This window comes from Streptomyces sp. NPDC059788 (assembly GCF_042732265.1).
Taxonomy (GTDB): domain Bacteria; phylum Actinomycetota; class Actinomycetes; order Streptomycetales; family Streptomycetaceae; genus Streptomyces.
On sequence record NZ_JBHWHY010000032.1, the window covers coordinates 81,676 to 100,706 of the forward strand.

The following is a 19,031-nucleotide window of genomic DNA, read 5'->3' on the forward strand; positions in this document are numbered from 1 at the left end:
GCACGGTGTCGAGGAGTTGGCCCCCTGCGCACCCCCGCCCCCAGAACGAATCCAACGCGACCCGCGCGACAGCGCAACCCCCGCGCGAAGCGCAAACCGCACACCCCCACAACGTGAACCCATGAACCGGGCCCCCGCCCCCGGGGAGGAACAATCAGATAACGGCCACATGGCGAAGGGTTTTGCGCCAGGTCTACGCGCGTTAATCTCCCGTCAAGCCAGCGCCACCGTGGGCGCTATCAGCGAAGGGACAGGCCTTGCGTCGCGTCACCAGGTTTGCCGCCGCGGCCAGCGCCTCCGCGTTTCTCGCGGTCACCGCCACCGCCTGCGGCCAGAGCTTCGCCGAGGCGAACCGGGCCAGCCACGCCGGTGTCGGGCTCGCGTTCGACATCGGCGGGCGGGACGACCACTCCTTCAACGAAGCGGCCGCCCGCGGCACCGAGAACGCCAGGAAGAAGCTGGGCGTCAACGTCAAGATGCTCACCGCGAAGAACGGCGAGACGGAGGCGGACCGTGAGCAGCGGCTCACATCGTTCGCCGAGGCCGGGTACAACCCGGTCATAGGCGTCGGTTTCGCCTACAGCCGGTCGATCGAGAACGTCGCCAAGGACTTCCCGGAGACCACGTTCGGGGTCGTCGACGCGGTGCCGCAGGGCAAGAACGTGGACGCGATGGTCTTCGCGGAGCACGAGGGCTCGTACCTGGCGGGCGTCGCCGCCGCGCTCAAGAGCAAGAACCACAAGGTCGGCTTCATCGGCGGCGTGAACAACGCGCTGATCCAGAAGTTCCAGGCCGGGTTCGAGCAAGGTGTACGGGACACCGACCCGAAGACCAAGGTCACCTCGCAGTACCTGTACCCGAACAACGACAAGGGGTTCAACGACCCGGCCGCGGCCAAGGCGAAGGCCGGCGGCATGCTGGACAGCGGGATCGACGTGATCTACTCCGCGGCCGGCCAGTCGGGCGCGGGCGCCATCGAGGCGATCAGCAAGCGCAAGGGCGCCTGGGCGATCGGCGTGGACTCCGATCAGTATCTGCAGCCGGGGCTGGCGAAGTACAAGGACTGCATCCTGACGTCCGTCGTCAAGAACGTCGACGTGGCGGTCTACGACCTGATCAAGAGCGTCGAGGACAAGAAGCCGCTGACGGGCGTGCACGCGTACGACATGAAGAAGAAGGGCGTCACGCTCGCCACGTCGGGCGGCTTCATCAAGGATATCCAGCCGCAGATCGACGCCGCCCGGCAGAAGATCGTCGAGGGCAAGGTGAAGGTCAAGGAGACGCCGTAGCAGGGCGCCGACCGTGCCGGACCGCACCGCGGCCCGGCACCGGCCTGCCCCCACCGCGGCCGCGGCCCCGTACCACGGCCGAACCACCCGCGGCCGTACCGTACCCGTACCCGTACCCGCGCCCGCGTCCTCGGCGACGACGGCGACCGCGACCGGCGACCGCCACCGCCGTCCGCCCGGAACACGCCGTCCGCCCAGGACATGTCCAGGACACAAATCCCCGAGGGGAGTGCGCCATCAACGCAGCACCCACGATCAGCCGCTCGGCCCAGCCGAGCCCCGTAGCCGTCGAACTCCGCGGTATCACCAAGCGTTTCCCCGGTGTCGTGGCCAACCATGACATCGATCTGACCGTGCGCCGCGGCACCGTGCACGCCCTGTGCGGCGAGAACGGCGCGGGCAAGTCCACGCTGATGAAGATCCTTTACGGCATGCAGAAGCCGGACGAGGGCACCATCACGCTCGACGGCGAGCAGGCGGCGCTCAGCACCCCCGCGGACGCCATCGCCCGCGGCATCGGCATGGTGCACCAGCACTTCATGCTGGCCGACAACCTCACCGTCCTGGAGAACGTCGTCCTCGGCGCGGAGAAGCTGCACGGCATCGCCGCCAGGGCCCGCGCCAAGATCATGGAGATCTCCGACGCGTACGGGCTCGGCGTACGGCCCGACGTCCTCGTAGAGGACCTCGGTGTCGCGGACCGCCAGCGGGTGGAGATCCTCAAGGTCCTCTACCGCGGCGCCCGTACGCTCATCCTCGACGAGCCGACCGCGGTCCTCGTCCCGCAGGAGGTGGACGCGCTCTTCGACAACCTGCGGGAGCTGAAGTCCGAGGGCCTGACCGTCATCTTCATCTCGCACAAGCTGGGCGAGGTGCTGTCCGTCGCGGACGACATCACGGTCATCCGCCGCGGCACCACCGTCGCGTCCGTGGAGCCGTCGAAGACCACGCCCAAGCAGCTCGCCGAGCTGATGGTGGGCAGCGAGCTGCCGTCGCCGGAGACGCGCGAGTCGACGGTGACGGACACGCCGATGCTGGGCGTCGAGGACCTGCGGCTGACGGCCACCGACTCCGACGGGGTCGTACGGACCGTGCTGGACGGGATCACCTTCACCATCCACAAGGGCGAGGTGCTCGGCGTCGCCGGCGTCGAGGGCAACGGCCAGGCCGAACTGGTCGAGGCGATCATGGGCACCCGCGCCCTGGACGGCGGCGCGGTGACGCTGGACGGACAGGACCTGTCCGGGGCCAGTACGCGCAGGCGCCGCGAGGGCGGCATCGGCTACGTGCCCGAGGACCGCCACCGGCACGCCCTGCTCCTGGAGGCGCCCCTGTGGGAGAACCGCATCCTGGGCCACGTCACCGAGCGGCCCAACAGCAAGGGCCGGCTGCTGGATCTGGCCGGGGCGCGCAAGGACACCGAGCGGATCGTCGCCGAGTACGACGTACGGACGCCCGGTATCGAGGTGACGGCGGCCTCGCTGTCCGGCGGCAACCAGCAGAAGCTGATCGTCGGCCGGGAGATGAGCCACCACCCCAAGCTGCTGATCGCCGCCCACCCCACGCGCGGCGTGGACGTCGGCGCGCAGGCGCAGATCTGGGAGCAGATCCGCGCGGCGCGCCGGGAGGGCCTGGCGGTCCTGTTGATCTCTGCTGACCTGGACGAGCTGATCGGGCTCTCCGACACCCTGCGGGTGATGTACCGGGGCCGGCTGGTCGCGGACGCCGACCCCGCGACCATCACCCCGGAGGAGTTGGGCTCGGCCATGACCGGTGCCGCCAGCGGTCACCTCACCGCTGAAGACGCTGACACGCGCGAGGGTGGTGACCGGGAGTGAAGACGCTGACCAGGTCGTTCACCAAGGACAAGGTGCTGCTGGCGCTCGCGGCGCCGCTGCTGGCCATCGCCGCCGCGTTCGTCATCAGTTCGCTGGTCTTCCTGGCCTCGGGCGAGAACCCGCTGCGCGCCTACGGGATCATGGCCGACTACGGCCACTACAGCGACAGCCAGGTCTGGATCGTCAACAAGGCGGTGCCGTACTACCTGTCGGCGCTGGCGGTCGCCATCGGCTTCCGGATGAACCTGTTCAACATCGGTGTGGACGGGCAGTACCGGCTGGCGGCCTTCGCGGCCGCCGCGGTCGGCGGCGCGATCGCGCTGCCCGGCGCGCTCCAGATCATCCTGCTCATCGTGATCGCGATGCTGGTGGGCGCGCTGTGGGCGGGCATCGCCGGCGTACTGAAGACCTCGCGCGGCGTCAGCGAGGTGATCACCACGATCATGCTGAACGCCATCGCGGCCTCGGTGATCGGCTACTTCCTCCAGGACGGCCGCCTCGCCATCAAGGACGGCAACCTCCTGCACACCAGGTTCCTGCCGGAGTCCAGCCACTTCTTCACCTTCCCGACCGACCCCAAGCCGGTGTACGGCTTCGTGGTGATCGCGGCGCTGGCCGGCTTCGTCTACTGGTTCGTGCTCAACCGCACCCGCTTCGGCTTCGACCTGCGCGCGGTGGGCACCTCCGAGCCGGCCGCCGAGGCGAGCGGCGTCAGCGTCAAGCGGATGATCGTCATCTCCATGCTGCTGTCGGGCGCCGCCGCGGGCCTGGTCGGCATGCCGACGCTGCTCGGCGAGTCCTTCAACTACGGCACCGACTTCCCGGCCGGCATCGGCTTCACCGGCATCGCCATCGCGCTGCTGGGCCGCAACCACCCGGTGGGCATGGCCTTCGGCGCGCTGCTGTGGGCGTTCCTCGACCGCACCGGCTCCCGACTGGAGTTCGAGGGGTACGCGCAGGAGATCGTCGGCGTGATCCAGGGCGTGATCGTGCTGTGCGTGGTCATCGCGTACGAGATCGTGCGCCGGTACGGGCTGCGCGCCCAGCAGCGCAAGGTCGGCGAGGAACTGGCCGCCCAGGCCCGTACCAACCCAGGTGAGAACGACAAGGCGGAGGCGACCGCGTGAGCACCGAACTCAAGCCCGCGGCCCGGCCCGGCGCCGGTGCGTCCGGCGGCAGTCGCCGCAAGCTGACCTACCCGGTCATCCTGCTGATCATCGCCGGGGCGATCGTCGCGGTGTCCCTGCTGCGCGCGGTCACCGGCACCGACGACCTGACCTCGGCGGGTCAGTTCAGCGCGGCGCTCGCCGCCGCCACCTCGATCGGCCTGGCCGGTCTCGGCGGCCTGTGGGCCGAGCGGGCCGGCGTGGTCAACATCGGCCTCGAAGGCATGATGATGCTCGGCTCGTTCGCGGCCGGCTGGGTCGGCTGGCAGCACGGCCCGTGGGCCGCCGCGGCCGTCGGCATCCTCGGCGGCGCGCTCGGCGGTCTGATCCATGCGATCGCCACCGTCGGCTTCGGCGTCGACCACATCGTCTCCGGCGTCGCGGTCAACATCCTGGCGCTCGGCGCGACGCAGTACCTGGCCACGCTGTGGTTCGGCGCGGAGGGCAGCGCGGCGATGCGGGCGGGCGGCAACGACAAGCAGTCGCCGCCGATGGCCGACATGCCGACGTTCAGCATCCCGGGCCTCTCGGACTGGCTCCAGACGGTCGAGAACCACCACTGGTTCCTCGTCTCGGACGTGGCCGGCATCCTCGGCGGCCTGGTCACCAACGTCTCCTGGCTGACCGTGCTGGCCGTCCTGCTCTTCGTCGGCACCTTCTACCTGCTGTGGCGCTCGTCCTTCGGCCTGCGGCTGCGCTCCTGCGGCGAGGCGCCGGTCTCGGCCGAGTCGCTGGGCGTCAACGTCTACACGTACAAGTACGCGGCCGTGCTGGTCTCCGGCGCGCTGGCCGGGCTCGGCGGCGCGTTCCTCTCCATCAGCACGCACTTCTACCAGGACGGCCAGACCGGCGGCCGCGGCTACATCGGCCTCGCCACGATGATCTTCGGCAACTGGCGGCCCGGCGGCGTCGCGATGGGCGCGGGACTGTTCGGCTTCATGGACGCCATGCAGCTGCGCAGCGGCGGCCCGACCGTGCACGCGCTGCTGCTCGGCCTGGCGGCGCTGCTCGCCGTCCTGGCGCTGTTCCGGCTGCGTGCCGCCAAGCGCGCGCAGGCGGCGGTCTCCGGCGCCGCGGCCGTGCTCCTCGTGCTCTGGTACTTCGCGACCGACGCGGTGCCGCTGGAGCTGGTCGAGGCCAGCCCGTACATCGCCACGCTGCTGGTGCTGGCCCTGTTCGCGCAGCGGCTGCGGCCCCCGAAGGCCAATGGCAGGCCGTACCGGCGGGGGCAGGGCACATGACGCACGATGGACAGGTGCCGGTCGACTGGGACGAGCTCCGCGAGGCGGCCCGGGACGCGATGTCCCGGGCGTACGCCCCGTACTCCGGCTACCCGGTCGGCGCGGCGGCCCTGGTCGACGACGGCCGTACGGTCGTCGGCTGCAACGTCGAGAACGCCTCGTACGGACTCGGCCTGTGCGCCGAATGCGGCCTGGTCTCCGCGCTGGTCGCGACCGGCGGCGGCCGGCTGACCGCGTTCACCTGCGTGGACGGCCGGGGCGAGCTGCTGGTGCCGTGCGGCCGCTGCCGCCAGCTGCTGTACGAGCACGGCGGGCCCGACCTGCTGGTCGACGCGGGGGAGGCGGGCGTCCGGCGCCTGGACACCCTGCTCCCCGACGCGTTCGGCCCCCAGCACCTGGGCCGTTAGCGGCCTCTCCGGGGACCTTGGTCCCGTACCGCCGTACGGGTGTGCGGGACCGTCCGGGACCCTCGATCTCCGGGCTCTATGCGTGTAGAACTGTTCAGGCCCGCTCGCCGCGTCGTTCCCGGGTACAGGGACGGGCTGAGCCGGCCGTTCCACGAAAGGAAGCCCAGATGGACGTCATCTCGGTCATCCGCGCGAAGCGCGACAAGCAGGAGCTGACCCCGGAGCAGATCGACTGGGTCATCGACGCCTATACGCGCGGCGAGGTCGCCCACGAGCAGATGTCGGCCCTGGCGATGGCCGTCTTCCTCAACGGCATGAACCGTACGGAGATCGCCCGCTGGACCGCCGCCATGATCGACTCCGGTGAGCGGATGGACTTCTCCGCCCTGGCCCGCCCCACCGCCGACAAGCACTCCACCGGCGGCGTCGGCGACAAGATCACCCTGCCGCTCGCGCCCCTGGTCGCCGCCTGCGGCGCGGCCGTACCCCAGCTCTCCGGCCGCGGCCTCGGCCACACCGGCGGCACCCTCGACAAGCTGGAGGCCATCCCCGGCTGGCGCGCCCTGCTGTCCAACGCCGAGATGATGGACGTACTGGACCGGGTCGGCTCCGTCATCTGCGCGGCGGGCGACGGCCTGGCCCCCGCCGACAAGAAGCTGTACGCGCTGCGCGACGTCACCGGCACCGTCGAGGCCATCCCGCTCATCGCCTCCTCGATCATGTCCAAGAAGATCGCCGAGGGCACCGGCTCGCTCGTCCTGGACGTCAAGGTCGGCTCCGGCGCCTTCATGAAGAACATCGAGGACGCCCGCGAACTGGCCACCACCATGGTCGAACTCGGCACCGACCACGGCGTACGGACCTCCGCGCTGCTCACCGACATGTCCACCCCGCTCGGCCTGACCGCCGGCAACGCCCTCGAAGTCCGCGAGTCGGTGGAGGTGCTGGCCGGCGGCGGCCCGCGCGACGTCGTCGAACTCACCCTCGCGCTCGCCCGCGAAATGCTCGACGCGGCCGGCCTGAAGGACGCCGACCCGGCCAAGGCCCTCGCCGACGGCTCCGCCATGGACCACTGGCGCCGCATGATCCAGGCCCAGGGCGGCGACCCCGACGCCCCGCTCCCGGTCGCCCGCGAACAGCACACCGTCAACGCCTCCGCGTCCGGCGTCCTCACCACCCTCGACGCGTACGCCGTGGGCGTCTCCGCCTGGCGCCTGGGCGCCGGCCGCGCCCGCAAGGAGGACCCGGTCCAGGCGGGCGCGGGCATCGAACTCCACGCCAAGCCCGGCGACGAGGTCAAGGAGGGCCAGCCCCTGCTCACCCTCCACACCGACACCCCCGAAAAGCTCCCGTACGCCCTGGAGGCCCTCGACGGCGGCGTCCTCATCGCCCCGCCGGGCACGGACTTCACCCCGCGCCCGGTCGTCCTGGACCGCATCGGCTGATACCGCACCCCACCGCTGCCGTCGGGCGCGCTCCTCTCCGGGGCGCGCCCGACGCGCGCCGCGCCCCGTCCGGTGATGTCCTGGAAGGACCTGACCGGGAGGAGACCGGCGATGGCGAAGAAGAAGGACGGCTTCGGCAAGGGCGACAAGGTCACCTGGAAGAGCCACGGCGGCGAAGCCGTGGGCAAGGTGGAGAAGAAGATCACGGGGCGTACGGAGGAGGCGGGGCGGACGGTGGACGCGTCGCCGGACGAACCGCAGTACAAGGTCCGCAGCGAGAAGTCCGGCGGCTCCGCCGTGCACAAGCCCGGCGCCCTGAAGAAGAAGGACTCCTGACGGCCATGGCCGTGACGAAGGACGACCAGGACACCGTCTGGCAGGACTTCAAGGACGCGGTGAACATGTCCCCGTCCGAGCTGGAGACGTGGCTGAAGAAGGACGAGTCCAAGGAAGCCGGGCAGCACAAGGGCGGCGGCGAGTCGGTGGGCCACGAGTCCGGCCGCCGGATCGTTTCACTGCTGCGCACCAAGCGCGCGGACCTCTCGGACGACGATTACGCCCACATGCGCAAGGTGACGGGGTACGTGCACCGCCATCTCGCGCAGAAGCCTTCGGGGGATGTGAAGGAGTCGACGTGGCGGTATTCGTTGATGAACTGGGGGCGTGATCCGCTTAAGGGGTAGCGATCTTCCCGTTCGGATGAACGATGTCGATGGACCAGGCCCCGTCCATTCGGCATGCTGGGATCGGTGACGTACCGATAGAGGAGCACACCATGGCAGCAGTCATCGCCGAGCGCCCCCAACATACCGGCACGCCCGGTTGGGACGAGGCGCTTCGCACCTGGGAGCAGACCAATGCTCCGGAGGGCTGCAAGGTGGAGATCATCGAGGGGATCGTCACCGTGGCACCACCGCCGGAGAGCGACCACAACGACACCGCGGACGAGCTTCAGCGGCTGCTGTACACCGTCATCCCGAGGGACTGGGGGATCTACCAGACCCAAGGGCTCGCGGCGCCCGGCAAACAGGGCCTGTTCATCCCCGACCTCGCCGTCATTCCGAAGAAGCTGCTGCCACGTCCGCGCGAGCGCCAGACCGCCGACGTGGCTCAGCTCATCGTCGAGATCACCTCTCGGTCCAACGCGAACCACGACCGCGTAGAAAAGCTCCACGCCTACGCCACCACCGGCGTCCCCCGCTACCTCCTCCTGGACCCCTGGCACTCCGGCAGGCCGACCGCGACCCTGTACGGCGAGCCGGAGGGCGGCTCGTACCGGGTGCTGGAGATGGTGAAATACGGCGACGAACTGCGCCTGCCCGCGCCGTTCGACGTCACCGTCGACACCTCACTGTTCCCCGTCGGATGACGAAGGGCCCGCCCCACCAGGACAGGTGGCAGAGCGGGCCCTTCGGGTTCCGGGTGGCCGTTACGCGGCCTTCTGTACGTGCGGTACGCGGCGCTCCGCCGCCGCCTTCCGCGTCGCGTACAGCGTGATCGACGCGGCGCCGACCATCGCGGCCAGGCCGAGCGCCACGGTGGCCTCCCAGCCGCCCGCGTAAAACGCCATCGCGCCCAGCGCGCCGCCGATGCTGCTGCCGATGTAGTACGCGCACTGGTACAGCGCCGACGCCTGCGCGCGAGCGGTCTTCGCGGCGCGGCTGACCGAGGACGACGCGACCGCGTGGCCCGCGAAGAAGCCCGCGGTGATCAGGACCAGGCCGAGCAGGACCGCGGCGAGCGACGCGGTGAGGGTGAGCAGCAGGCCCGTCGCCGTGGTGCCGACCGCGAGGTACAGCGCCCCGCGCCGGCCGACGCGGCCGACCAGGCGGCCCGCGGCGGCGGAGGAGACCGTACCGACGAGGTAGATCAGGAAGATCGAGCCGACGATGCCCTGGGGCAGGTTGAAGGGCTCGTCGACCAGGCGGTAGCCGATGACCGTGTAGACCGCGCCGAAGACGGTCATGAAGAGCGCGCCGATGCCGTACAGGCGGCGCAGCAGCGGGTCGGACAGGTGGCCGCCGAGCGTGCGGGCCAGCGCGCGCGGGCCGACCTTGCGGGCGCTGAAGTGCCGGGCCTTGGGGACGAGCAGGCGGAAGGCCACCGCGCACACCACGGCCATCAGCCCGACCGCGCCGAGCGCGGCGCGCCAGCCCCAGGCCTGGGCCACCCAGCCGGTGACGATCCGGCCCGACATGCCGCCGATGCTGTTGCCCGCCACGAACAGGCCGATCGCGGCGACCAGCGCCTTGGCCCGTACCTCCTCGGCGAGGAACGCCATCGCGGAGGCCGGCAGCCCGGCCAGCGCCACGCCCTGGACGGCGCGCAGGGCGACCAGCCAGCCCAGGTCGGGGGCGAACGGCACCAGCATCGCGATCACCGCGGCGACCGACAGGGAGGCGGTCATCATCGTGCGGCGGCCGAAGCGTTCGGACAGCGCGCTGAGCGGGATGACGGCCAGGGCCAGGCCGAAGGTCGCGGCCGACACGGTCCAGCTGGCCTGGTCGGGCGTGACGGCGAGGTCGGCGGAGATCGCGGGGAGCAGCGCCTGCGTCGAGTACAGGAGCGCGAAGGTGGCGACGCCGGCGGCGAAGAGGGCGAAGCTCATCCGGCGGTAGCCGGGGCCGCCCGGGTGCAGCTTGGCGGCCTCGGGGTCGGCGGCCGGGCGCGCGTCGGCGGCGGGCGGCGCGGAGGGAGCGGGGGACGACTGTGCGGAGGCGTCGGCGCGCACGGTTGCCGACGCCCCGGTATCAGCGGGAGGCATGATCCGAACGTAAGCTCACCTGTCTCATGCGTCCAATGCATAGAAACGCCATAATCGATGCTGTGGCACATGACAGCAGTTCAGGGCGGTCTCTGACGCACGCCGGAAACAGAAAAGACACGCGGGGGCGGTCGGGCGAGCCGACGGAGACCGCGGATCTCGGGGCCGACTCCTGGGCGCTGGCCCTGACGCCCCGGCTCGCGCAGTTCGCCGCCGTCGCGCGCCACGAGCACGTCACGCGCGCCGCGCACGAACTGGGGATGCCGCAGTCCACGCTCAGCCGCGCCATCGTCCGCCTGGAGGGCGACCTCGGCGTGGCGCTCTTCGCCCGGCACGGCCGGACGCTCTCCCTGACACCCGCGGGCCGCGCCTTCCTGGCCTCCACCGAGCGCGCGCTGCTGGACGTCGAGCGTGCCACGGAGTCCGTACGGGCCGACACCGACCCCACAGCGGGCAAGGTCGCCTTCGGCTTCCTGCACACCATGGGCTCGGAGACCGTACCGGGTCTGATCCGCACCTTCCGCGCCGACCATCCGCGGGTGCGCTTCCAGCTCGTCCAGAACTACGGCGAGGCGATGATCGAGCGGCTGCGCGCGGGTGATCTGGACCTGTGCCTGACCTCGCCCGTGCCGGACTATCCCGACCTGGTCGCCCGCCGGCTGGACGAGCAGAAGCTGCGGCTGGTGGTGCCGGACGACCATCCGCTGGCGGGCCGGAAGCGGATACGGCTGGCCGAGGCCGCGGGGGAGCTGTTCGTCACCCTGGAGCCGGGGTACGGGCTGCGCCGGATCACCGACGCGCTGTGCGCCGAGGCCGGGTTCACCCCGAAGATCGCGTTCGAGGGGGAGGAGGCCGAGACGCTGCGCGGGCTGGTCGCCGCCGGTCTCGGGGTGGCGCTGCTGCCGCCGCCGGCCGTGCCGCGCCCGGGGGTCGCCGAGCTGACGGTCACGGCCCCGCGGGCGGTCCGCGAGATCGGCCTGGCCTGGCTGGAGGGCCACCCGGACACGCCTCCGGTGGCGGCGTTCAAGAAGTTCCTGCTGGGGCGGCGGGGGCAGTTGATTCCCCGGTGAGCGGGGAGGGGAACACGTACGGACGCACCGCCGCGCAAGGGGAGCGCGTACGGACCCACTGCCCCGGAAGGGACAGCCCCGAGCCGGCCGCCCTCAGTGCTTCAGCGACTCCCCGAAGCCCGCCGCCAGCGGCATCCGCAGCCCCAGCGGCGGCGGCGCCGCCAGCGCGTCCGCCACCGGCCGGGCGTAGCCGTGGGCGAAGAGCGAGCCCATCATGAAGTCGGCGGCCAGGGACAGGACTTCGGAGCGGTGCTGGTACAGGGCGTGGCCGTCCGAGTGGACCTCGAAGCGGCAGACGTCCCGGTTGATCTTCTTGGCGCGCTCCGCGTAGCGATAGGACAGGTCCGGGTCGGTCCGCTCGTCGTTCGTGCCGTGTACGAGCAGCACATGCCGGCCGACGAGCTGTTTCACCGGAACGGAGTCGACCCCCTCCGGGCCCAGGTCGGGAATCCACGGGGCCAGCGCCAGTACGGAGTTGACCGCCGGATGGCCCGCGGCGTGCAGCGCGGCGCGCGCGCCCATGCCCGTACCGACCAGGCAGACCGGGACGTCCCCGTAGCGCCGCACCACTTCCTCCAGCGCCCAGGCGGCGTCCGCCGCCGGGTGGGCCGCCGCGCCGTTCCAGCCACGGCAGCGGTAGTGCACGACATGGGCCACCAGGCCCTCGTGCCGTCCCGCGCGGGCCAGCCGGGCGGCCAGCGGCCGGGCCGCCAGGGTGGTCAAGGGGGAGGGCCGCCGGGTACCCGAAGGGCCGCCCTCGGGCAGTAACAGCGCGACGCCGCACACCGCCTGTCCCGCTCCGGCCGCTCCCCGCGGTTTCCCGAGCCGGGCACCGCGCACCGGCAACGCTTGCTGAGCCATGACCGAAACGATGGCAGAAGGCGGCGTGCGGGCCACCCCGTGTACGGGTCACCGTTGCGTATCGTTCGTGAAGCTCTACGCGCGTAGGCGCTACAGTGCCGAGATGACGAGCGAGACCACCACCCTTCCGACCGGTGACCAGATCCGCCGCGCGCCCAAGGTGCTCCTGCACGACCACCTCGACGGCGGCCTGCGCCCGGCCACCATCGTCGAGCTGGCCAGCCAGACCGGCTACAAGAGCCTGCCCGAGACCGACCCCGAAAAGCTCGGCGTCTGGTTCCGCGAGGCCGCCGACTCCGGTTCGCTGGAACGCTATCTGGAGACCTTCGCGCACACCTGTGCCGTCATGCAGACCCGCGAGGCCCTGACGCGGGTGGCGGCCGAGTGCGCCGAGGACCTGGCCGCCGACGGCGTCGTGTACGCCGAGGTCCGGTACGCGCCCGAGCAGCACCTGGAGCAGGGCCTGAGCCTCGAAGAGGTCGTCGAGGCGGTCAACGAGGGCTTCCGTGAGGGCGAACGGCGCGCCCGCGCGGCCGGCCACCGCATCCGCGTCGGCGCGCTGCTGACCGCCATGCGGCACGCGGCCCGCGCCCTGGAGATCGCCGAACTCGCCAACCGCTACCGCGACCTGGGCGTCGTCGGCTTCGACATCGCGGGCGCGGAGGCCGGCTTCCCGCCCACCCGCCACCTCGACGCCTTCGAGTACCTCAAGCGGGAGAACAACCACTTCACGATCCACGCGGGCGAGGCGTTCGGCCTGCCGTCGATCTGGCAGGCGCTCCAGTGGTGCGGCGCCGACCGCCTGGGCCACGGCGTGCGTATCACCGACGACATGGAGGTGGCGGACGACGGCACGGTCAAGCTGGGCCGCCTCGCCTCCTACGTACGGGACAAGCGCGTCCCGCTGGAGATGTGCCCCACCTCCAACCTCCAGACCGGCGCCGCGACCTCGTACGCGGAGCACCCGATCGGCCTGCTGCGCCGGCTCCAGTTCCGGCTGACGGTCAACACCGACAACCGTCTGATGAGCGGTACGAGCATGTCCCGGGAATTCGAGCACCTGGTCACGACATTTCGATACACGCTCGACGACATGCAGTGGTTCACCGTCAATGCGATGAAGAGCGCGTTCATTCCTTTCGATGAACGCCTGGCGATGATCAACGATGTCATCAAGCCCGGATACGCGGAACTGCGGTCCGAGTGGCTGTTCCGGCAGGTGGACACCGAGCCCGCGGTGATCAGCGACTATCGCTCCGAGTAACGGGTGCGGGAACGGGAAAAACGAACGGCCGGCGTGTCAAGTGTCGGCCGTTTTCCGTTCCCCGCGGGTGTTTGCGGCGTGTCGGTGGCGTCACTAGATTCCGATGCCGGTCGAACTCCCATCACAAGGATGTCTTTCCATGAAGCAGGGAACCGTCAAGACCCTCGGTGCCGCCGCTCTCGGTGTCGCCTTCGCCGCCTCCGCTGCCGGTACGGCCTCCGCCGCCGCGACGGCCGACGTGCCGGGCAGCGTGCCGGGCAACGTCTCGGGAGCGCTGCAGAGCCTGCCGGTCGAGCAGACCACCAAGGGCATCACCGGCGACCACGGTGGCCCCGAGCACAACCTGAAGGCCAACAACAAGGGCAACCTGCTCGGCGGCCTGCCCGCCGGCGGCATCACCAAGGCCCTGCCCATCGGCTGAGCCCGTCCCGGAGCGGGACATGGCCGTGCCCCGGACCGTACTGCGCGTACGGTCCGGGGCACGGCCATGTGTGCGGGCGCCCCGGGCTTCCCGGCCCGGGTGCGGTGCCCTGGCCGGCTACCAGGCGGTGCTGCGGGCCTTGTCCTCCGACGGTATGAACAGCCACAGGCCCAGGTAGAGCAGGAACTGCGGGCCGGGCAGCAGACACGAGAGAAGGAAGATCACGCGCATCGTGGCGGGTGTGGTGCCGAAGCGCCGCGCCAGCCCCGAGCACACTCCGGCGATCATCCTGTTGTTACGCGGGCGGACCAGTGCGGCGGCCATGGGTCTCGACTCCTTCTCGACCGGGTTCGGGACCGTGTGCCCCGATGTCTCAAAGGTAGGTCCGGGAGCCCGACAGGGCGTCGGCCTGCGGTGCGATATGCACCCTGGCCATCGTGGGGGTGGGCCGGGCGGGGGTGTCCTCCCTGCGGCGGAGCCGGGACCGCCACCCTGGTACGACCAGCAGGTGCGCGAGTACTACCCCGGTGGTGTTGAGCAGCACCATGTCCACGTCGAAGACCCGGCCGGGCACCCCGGCCTGCAGCAGCTCGATGCCCAGCGAGACCATCGCGCCGGTGAAGACCGTACGCGTCAGGGAGCCCAGCGGAGAAACGTTCAGGCGCCCCGCTGCCATCGGCAGCAGGATGCCCAGCGGCGCCAGCAGCAGCACCGCGCCCCCCAGGCTCTGCACGGCCTCCCACGGGCCGTGCGCCAGCTCGGCGCGGATCGTCGCCAGCGGCCGGAGGTTCGCGGCGGGCACCCACGGGACCGTACGGGGGCGCAGCGTCAGCCAGCCGACGATCAGCAGATGCGCGACGAGGAGGACGGCTCCCGCTGCGCGTATACGGAGGGCGGCGGTACCGCCGCGACCAAGACCCTGCACACAGGGCAGGACGCACCGACCGGCAGCCGTGGTTCCGTAAGGCCGCCGCCCGTACCGCAGCCGGTTCCGCCGTCCGTACCGCCGCGTATCGCTGCCGGTTCCGCCGCCCCCGCGCGGTGTCAGCCGGACGGTACGGGGCTGCCCCAGCCGGCGCTCTGCGCGCTCTCCGGATCGGTCCGCACGTCCGCCGTGCAGGCGAAGCGCTGCGGACGGGCGTCCCCGGGGCCGCCCAGCACCGCGGCGTGCGTCCGGCCCAGAGCCGCGCTCTCGCCGAAGGTGCAGGCGATCTGGGCCAGCGCGTACGACGGCAGATCCTCCGGCCGGGCACTGAGCCGCAGCGTCCCCTGCGGATCGCCCGCGCGCGGCCCGCCGACCTCCAGGTCCTCGGGCACCGCCGTACTGAACCCGGCCTCTTCCTCGACCGGCCCCGGCTGCTCCTGCAACTCGTCCAGCAGGGCGCGGGCCGTCTGGAGGCGGTCGGCGGGCTTCTGCTTGGGATACGTCACGGCCCGTTCCACCGGCGCCAGTGTCGAACTGCACACCAGGTAGACCGTGACGGGGGAGCTGTCGGGCTGCGCGGGGGCCACGGAGCCTGCAGGAACCTTGCAGCTGACGCGTGAGGGCGCGTTCCCGGCGTCGACCGGGACCGACGTACCGCGGATGCCGCAGCTCGCGAGGGCCGGCACGAGGGCGGCCAGGGCCACGGCCGTCAGCGCGGCGGCCCGGCGCCGGGGGCGGAGCCGGGTCCGGGTGCCGGACGGGGTGCGGGTGCGCGTACGGCTGGGGATACGGGTACGGATGTGCCGTGTCATCGGCCGTCACCGCCTTCCGCGTCGCCGCGGGGCTCCCTGGGCTCCCCGGGCTCCCTCGACTCCTTGGGCTCCCTTGACTCCTTGGATTCCCCGGGCCCCGTGCCACTGGGACCGGCGTCCGCGTCGGTGCCCGCGTCCTGGGCCGGGTCCGTCAGCGGGTCGGAGGTCCCCACCGGCAGCCGCAGGGTGAAGACCGCGCCGCCCTCCGGCGAGTTCGCCGCCGTGATCTCGCCGCCGTGGATATGGGCGTTCTCCAGTGCGATCGACAGGCCCAGGCCGCTGCCCTCCGACCGCGGCCGGGACGCGCTGGCCTTGTAGAAGCGGTCGAAGACGTGCGGCAGGACCTCCTCCGGGATGCCGGGCCCGTGGTCCCGTACCCGGATCAGCAGATCCTTGCCGTCCGGCGTGGTCTCGGTGCGGATGGACACCCGGACCGGCGAGCCGCCGTGCTTGAGCGCGTTGCCGATGAGGTTGGCGAGGATGACGTCGAGGCGGCGCGGGTCCAGGCGGGCCACGATGCCGCGCTCGGCGTCCAGCTCCACCGCGTCCAGCCACGCCCGCGCGTCGATGCACGCGGTCACCTGGTCCGCGACGTCCACGTCGTCCTGCACCAGGCGCGCCGTCCCCGCGTCGAAGCGGGTCACCTCCATCAGATTCTCCACCAGGTCGTTCAGCCGCCGGGTCTCGCCGACCACCAGCTTCACCGCGGGCGCGATCATCGGGTCGAGGGAGTCCTCCTCTTCCTCCAGCACCTCGGTGACCGCGGTGATCGCCGTCAGCGGCGTGCGCAGCTCGTGCGACATGTCGGCGACGAACCGGCGGGAGGACGCCTCGCGTCCGCTCAGCTCCGCCACCCGCTGTTCCAGGCGCTCGGCCGTACGGTTGAAGGTGCGCGAGAGGTCGGCGAGTTCGTCGGTGCCGGTCACCCGCAGCCGGGTGTCCAGCCGGCCCTCGCCCAGCTGCCGGGCCGCGTGGCCCAGCCGCTGCACGGGCCGCAGCACGGTGGTCGCGGCGGCCTGCGCGAGCAGCGCCGAGCCGACCAGGGCCAGCGCCGTGGCGATGCCCAGCGACCACGCCAGCGAGTTGAGGTCCTGCCGCTCGGTGGCCAGCGACTTGACCATGTAGCCGGTCGGTCCGCCGCCGTTCATCCGGGCCCCGGCGACCAGGTACGGGGTGTCGTGCAGCTCCTTGCGCTGCCAGTACATGTGGTACGGGGCGCTGTTGCCGTCGTCGAGCGCGCGCTTCTCGTTGACCGCCGTCGTCAGCGACTTGGGCACCGTGCGGGGCGTGAGGAGGTCCTTGTCGGTGGACGCGGCGCACTGCTTGCCGTCCTCGCCCTGCGCGACGAGCAGGACGGCGTAGTTCTGCGGCCCGCCCGCCATCTGCCGCGCGGCGTCCTGCAGCTCCGCGCAGCGCGGGCGCAGCGGCAGCGAACGGGTGCTGTCCTCCAGCGACTTGCGGAAGTCGTTGAGGGCGGAGTTCTGGGTGCGGTCCAGCACGGTGTTGCGGTTGAGCCAGTACGCGATGCCGGAGGCGGAGACCGCCGCGGTCAGCGCGACCAGCGCGAAGACGACGACCAGCCGCAACCGCAGGCTGGTCCAGCGCAGCAGGCCGAGCGCCCGCACGCACCGCCGGGCGAAGGAGGGGCGCCTCGGCGCGCCCTCGCCGTCCCCGGCCGCTTCGGCGCCCGTACGGCCCGCCACGTCCTCGTCCTTCCTGCCCGCGCCCTGCCGGGCCCCGCCCGGCGGGCCGTCCTCACGGTCCGTGTCCGGACCGGGCGAGCGCTTCGTCACTGTGGGGTGTCCAGCCGGTAGCCGACACCACGGACCGTACGGATCAGGGTCGGCGAGGACGGCACGTCCTCCACCTTCGCCCGCAGCCGCTGTACACACGCGTCCACCAGGCGCGAGTCACCGAGGTAGTCGTGCTCCCACACCAGCCGCAGCAGCTGCTGCCGGGACAGTGCCTGCCCGGGGCGGCGGCTCAGCTCCAGCAGCAGGCGCAGTTCGGTGGGGGTCAGCTGGAGGTCCTCGCCGTTCTTGGTGACGGTCATGGCCGATCGGTCGATGACCAGGGAACCGAACGTCGCCGCGTCGTTGGACTCGCGCTCCCCGCGCCGCAGCACGGCCCGGATACGGGCGTCCAGCACCCGGCCCTGCACCGGCTTGACCACGTAGTCGTCCGCGCCGGACTCCAGCCCGACGACCACGTCGATGTCGTCGTTGCGGGCGGTCAGCAGGATGATGGGCAACTGGTCCGTACGCCTGATCCGCCGGCACACCTCGAAACCGTCGATGCCCGGCAGCATCACGTCCAGCACGATCAGGTCCGGGCGCTGCTCGCGCAGCAGCTTCAGGCCGTCCTCGCCCGTCGCCGCGGTCACCACACGGTGACCCTGGCGTGACAGGGAGAGTTCGAGGGCCGTGCGGATGGCGTCGTCGTCCTCGATCAGCAACAGGAAAGGCACACCGGCCATTCTGGCCCATGGGCGACCACGACTTCGACCGGCGCGGTGTCCGCGCGGTGCCGGTACCCCGCCCCGTACCGGGCCCCGCCCCCGACTCGCCCGGCGCCCGGGGAGTGTGCGGGCGGTGCGCACACCCCGACCCTCCCGCTGTGACAGGGCTGTGACAGACGGCAGACAGCGTCATGAAACTGCTCCGGCAGGCTTTTCCCATCACGAACCAAGAGCAGGGTCTACCGACGGGGGGCGCGCGATGAACACACTGCACAGCACCACTACCAGCGCAGTCATCACGCGTCTGCACGATGTCGGCCGGGCCGCCGAGAAGTCCGGTGCCGTGGGCGGGCGGGGGTGCGCTCGCGGCACCGGACGTCATCGCATCCCTTACATGGTCGCGATCGACGCGATGACGCAGCATGACGGGGGGCACGGGGGAACCGACGGGGGCGACGGCGGTTCCGCCGGCGGACCGGCGTACAGGGAAGGCACGGGGGAACGGCGCTCCGCGTCGCAGGCGGAGGAAACGGGGGACGCCGCCGCGGCGTTCACCGCCTACGTCCAGGAGCGCCGCGCTTCCCTGTACGCCACCGCCTACCACCTGACCGGTGACCGCTTCGAGGCCGAGGACCTGCTGCAGAGTGCGCTGTTCTCGACCTACCGGGCGTGGGACCGGATCAGCGACAAGGCGGCGCTGGGCGGCTACCTGCGCCGCACGATGACCAACCTGCACATCAGCGCGTGGCGCCGCCGCAAGCTGAACGAGTACCCGACCGAGGAGCTGCCGGAGACGGCCGGGGACGCGGACGCGATGCGCGGCACGGAGCTGCGCGCGGTGCTGTGGCAGGCGCTGGCCCGGCTGCCCGAGACGCAGCGCACGATGCTGGTGCTGCGCTACTACGAGGGCCGTACGGACCCGGAGATCGCGGACATTCTCAACATCAGTGTCGGCACGGTGAAGTCCAGCATCTGGCGCTCGCTGCGCCGGCTGCGCGAGGACGATGTCCTCAGCTTCGGCCGTGACGAGCAGGAGTCCTTCGGCGAGCTGGTGGCCTGAGGGCGGGGAA

The 19,031-nt window shown here is 71.5% G+C and carries 20 protein-coding genes; 13 read left to right on the forward strand and 7 right to left on the reverse strand.

Features of this window, described 5'->3' with window-relative positions:
• Window positions 1–257: 257 nt before the first annotated feature.
• The 9 genes from ACFV57_RS26720 to ACFV57_RS26760 all read left to right on the forward strand — a co-directional run bounded on the left by ACFV57_RS26720 (window position 258) and on the right by ACFV57_RS26760 (window position 8,755).
• The gene (locus ACFV57_RS26720) at window positions 258–1,289 is read left to right on the forward strand and encodes a BMP family protein (protein ID WP_385237386.1); all 1,032 of its coding nucleotides are present in this window, start codon (window positions 258–260) and stop codon (window positions 1,287–1,289) included.
• A 326-nt stretch (window positions 1,290–1,615) separates the two neighbouring features.
• On the forward strand, window positions 1,616–3,127 hold the full coding sequence (locus ACFV57_RS26725) for an ABC transporter ATP-binding protein (protein WP_385237389.1): 1,512 nt from the start codon (window positions 1,616–1,618) through the stop codon (window positions 3,125–3,127).
• On the forward strand, window positions 3,124–4,254 hold the full coding sequence (locus ACFV57_RS26730) for an ABC transporter permease (protein WP_385237391.1): 1,131 nt from the start codon (window positions 3,124–3,126) through the stop codon (window positions 4,252–4,254). Before ACFV57_RS26725 ends, ACFV57_RS26730 begins: the two co-directional genes overlap by 4 nt.
• Window positions 4,251–5,534, forward strand: coding sequence for an ABC transporter permease (locus ACFV57_RS26735; RefSeq protein ID WP_385237394.1), 1,284 nt, complete (start codon window positions 4,251–4,253; stop codon window positions 5,532–5,534). Before ACFV57_RS26730 ends, ACFV57_RS26735 begins: the two co-directional genes overlap by 4 nt.
• The gene (locus ACFV57_RS26740) at window positions 5,531–5,941 is read left to right on the forward strand and encodes a cytidine deaminase (RefSeq protein ID WP_385237397.1); all 411 of its coding nucleotides are present in this window, start codon (window positions 5,531–5,533) and stop codon (window positions 5,939–5,941) included. Before ACFV57_RS26735 ends, ACFV57_RS26740 begins: the two co-directional genes overlap by 4 nt.
• Window positions 5,942–6,108: 167 nt before the next feature.
• Window positions 6,109–7,386 carry a thymidine phosphorylase gene (locus tag ACFV57_RS26745; protein ID WP_385237400.1) on the forward strand — a complete coding sequence of 426 codons (1,278 nt, stop codon included), beginning with the start codon at window positions 6,109–6,111 and terminating at the stop codon, window positions 7,384–7,386.
• Window positions 7,387–7,497: 111 nt separating this feature from the next.
• Window positions 7,498–7,722 (forward strand): DUF2945 domain-containing protein, encoded by a 225-nt coding sequence (locus tag ACFV57_RS26750; RefSeq protein ID WP_385237403.1) that lies wholly within the window; start codon window positions 7,498–7,500, stop codon window positions 7,720–7,722.
• 5 nt (window positions 7,723–7,727) lie between these two features.
• Window positions 7,728–8,069 (forward strand): DUF3140 domain-containing protein, encoded by a 342-nt coding sequence (locus ACFV57_RS26755; protein WP_385237405.1) that lies wholly within the window; start codon window positions 7,728–7,730, stop codon window positions 8,067–8,069.
• 92 nt (window positions 8,070–8,161) lie between these two features.
• Window positions 8,162–8,755, forward strand: coding sequence for a Uma2 family endonuclease (locus tag ACFV57_RS26760; RefSeq protein ID WP_385237408.1), 594 nt, complete (start codon window positions 8,162–8,164; stop codon window positions 8,753–8,755).
• A 60-nt stretch (window positions 8,756–8,815) separates the two neighbouring features.
• Here ACFV57_RS26760 and ACFV57_RS26765 read toward each other — a convergent pair whose 3' ends face one another.
• The gene (locus ACFV57_RS26765) at window positions 8,816–10,150 is read right to left on the reverse strand and encodes an MFS transporter (RefSeq protein ID WP_385237411.1); all 1,335 of its coding nucleotides are present in this window, start codon (window positions 10,148–10,150) and stop codon (window positions 8,816–8,818) included.
• Between the two features lie 35 nt (window positions 10,151–10,185).
• Here ACFV57_RS26765 and ACFV57_RS26770 point away from each other — a divergent pair, with 35 nt between their 5' ends.
• A complete protein-coding gene (locus tag ACFV57_RS26770) occupies window positions 10,186–11,220 on the forward strand; it encodes a LysR family transcriptional regulator (RefSeq protein ID WP_385237414.1) in 1,035 nt (344 codons plus the stop codon).
• 93 nt (window positions 11,221–11,313) lie between these two features.
• Here the strand turns inward: ACFV57_RS26770 and ACFV57_RS26775 are convergent, their stop codons facing one another.
• The gene (locus tag ACFV57_RS26775; protein WP_385237417.1) at window positions 11,314–12,081 is read right to left on the reverse strand and encodes an alpha/beta hydrolase; all 768 of its coding nucleotides are present in this window, start codon (window positions 12,079–12,081) and stop codon (window positions 11,314–11,316) included.
• Between the two features lie 103 nt (window positions 12,082–12,184).
• Here ACFV57_RS26775 and ACFV57_RS26780 point away from each other — a divergent pair, with 103 nt between their 5' ends.
• Window positions 12,185–13,345, forward strand: a complete 1,161-nt coding sequence (locus ACFV57_RS26780; protein WP_385237420.1) for an adenosine deaminase — start codon at window positions 12,185–12,187, stop codon at window positions 13,343–13,345.
• 139 nt (window positions 13,346–13,484) lie between these two features.
• Window positions 13,485–13,766 (forward strand): hypothetical protein, encoded by a 282-nt coding sequence (locus ACFV57_RS26785; RefSeq protein ID WP_385237423.1) that lies wholly within the window; start codon window positions 13,485–13,487, stop codon window positions 13,764–13,766.
• A gap of 117 nt (window positions 13,767–13,883) precedes the next feature.
• Here the strand turns inward: ACFV57_RS26785 and ACFV57_RS26790 are convergent, their stop codons facing one another.
• The 5 genes from ACFV57_RS26790 to afsQ1 form a co-directional block, all read right to left on the reverse strand.
• Complete coding sequence (locus tag ACFV57_RS26790; protein ID WP_385237426.1) at window positions 13,884–14,090, reverse strand: PspC domain-containing protein; 207 nt, start codon at window positions 14,088–14,090, stop codon at window positions 13,884–13,886.
• A 49-nt stretch (window positions 14,091–14,139) separates the two neighbouring features.
• Window positions 14,140–14,691 (reverse strand): VanZ family protein, encoded by a 552-nt coding sequence (locus ACFV57_RS26795; protein WP_385237429.1) that lies wholly within the window; start codon window positions 14,689–14,691, stop codon window positions 14,140–14,142.
• A 119-nt stretch (window positions 14,692–14,810) separates the two neighbouring features.
• Window positions 14,811–15,503, reverse strand: a complete 693-nt coding sequence (locus ACFV57_RS26800; RefSeq protein ID WP_385237432.1) for a hypothetical protein — start codon at window positions 15,501–15,503, stop codon at window positions 14,811–14,813.
• Window positions 15,500–17,296: an ATP-binding protein gene (locus tag ACFV57_RS26805; RefSeq protein ID WP_385237435.1), complete on the reverse strand. Its 1,797-nt coding sequence runs from the start codon at window positions 17,294–17,296 to the stop codon at window positions 15,500–15,502. Before ACFV57_RS26805 ends, ACFV57_RS26800 begins: the two co-directional genes overlap by 4 nt.
• Window positions 17,293–17,970 carry a two-component system response regulator AfsQ1 gene (afsQ1, locus tag ACFV57_RS26810; protein WP_004571966.1) on the reverse strand — a complete coding sequence of 226 codons (678 nt, stop codon included), beginning with the start codon at window positions 17,968–17,970 and terminating at the stop codon, window positions 17,293–17,295. Before afsQ1 ends, ACFV57_RS26805 begins: the two co-directional genes overlap by 4 nt.
• A gap of 250 nt (window positions 17,971–18,220) precedes the next feature.
• Here afsQ1 and ACFV57_RS26815 point away from each other — a divergent pair, with 250 nt between their 5' ends.
• Window positions 18,221–19,021, forward strand: coding sequence for a SigE family RNA polymerase sigma factor (locus ACFV57_RS26815; protein ID WP_385237439.1), 801 nt, complete (start codon window positions 18,221–18,223; stop codon window positions 19,019–19,021).
• Window positions 19,022–19,031: the final 10 nt, after the last annotated feature.

What these genes read in the sequence shown, in the direction of transcription:
- ACFV57_RS26740 (WP_385237397.1), top strand. Translation starts at nt 5,531, where the DNA reads ATGACGCACGATGGACAGGTGCCGGTCGACTGGGACGAGCTCCGCGAG.
- ACFV57_RS26745 (WP_385237400.1), top strand. Translation starts at nt 6,109, where the DNA reads ATGGACGTCATCTCGGTCATCCGCGCGAAGCGCGACAAGCAGGAGCTG.
- ACFV57_RS26750 (WP_385237403.1), top strand. Translation starts at nt 7,498, where the DNA reads ATGGCGAAGAAGAAGGACGGCTTCGGCAAGGGCGACAAGGTCACCTGG.
- ACFV57_RS26755 (WP_385237405.1), top strand. Translation starts at nt 7,728, where the DNA reads ATGGCCGTGACGAAGGACGACCAGGACACCGTCTGGCAGGACTTCAAG.
- ACFV57_RS26760 (WP_385237408.1), top strand. Translation starts at nt 8,162, where the DNA reads ATGGCAGCAGTCATCGCCGAGCGCCCCCAACATACCGGCACGCCCGGT.
- ACFV57_RS26765 (WP_385237411.1), bottom strand. Translation starts at nt 10,150, where the DNA reads ATGCCTCCCGCTGATACCGGGGCGTCGGCAACCGTGCGCGCCGACGCC.
- ACFV57_RS26770 (WP_385237414.1), top strand. Translation starts at nt 10,186, where the DNA reads ATGCATAGAAACGCCATAATCGATGCTGTGGCACATGACAGCAGTTCA.
- ACFV57_RS26775 (WP_385237417.1), bottom strand. Translation starts at nt 12,081, where the DNA reads ATGGCTCAGCAAGCGTTGCCGGTGCGCGGTGCCCGGCTCGGGAAACCG.
- ACFV57_RS26780 (WP_385237420.1), top strand. Translation starts at nt 12,185, where the DNA reads ATGACGAGCGAGACCACCACCCTTCCGACCGGTGACCAGATCCGCCGC.
- ACFV57_RS26785 (WP_385237423.1), top strand. Translation starts at nt 13,485, where the DNA reads ATGAAGCAGGGAACCGTCAAGACCCTCGGTGCCGCCGCTCTCGGTGTC.
- ACFV57_RS26790 (WP_385237426.1), bottom strand. Translation starts at nt 14,090, where the DNA reads ATGGCCGCCGCACTGGTCCGCCCGCGTAACAACAGGATGATCGCCGGA.
- ACFV57_RS26800 (WP_385237432.1), bottom strand. Translation starts at nt 15,503, where the DNA reads ATGACACGGCACATCCGTACCCGTATCCCCAGCCGTACGCGCACCCGC.
- ACFV57_RS26815 (WP_385237439.1), top strand. Translation starts at nt 18,221, where the DNA reads ATGAACACACTGCACAGCACCACTACCAGCGCAGTCATCACGCGTCTG.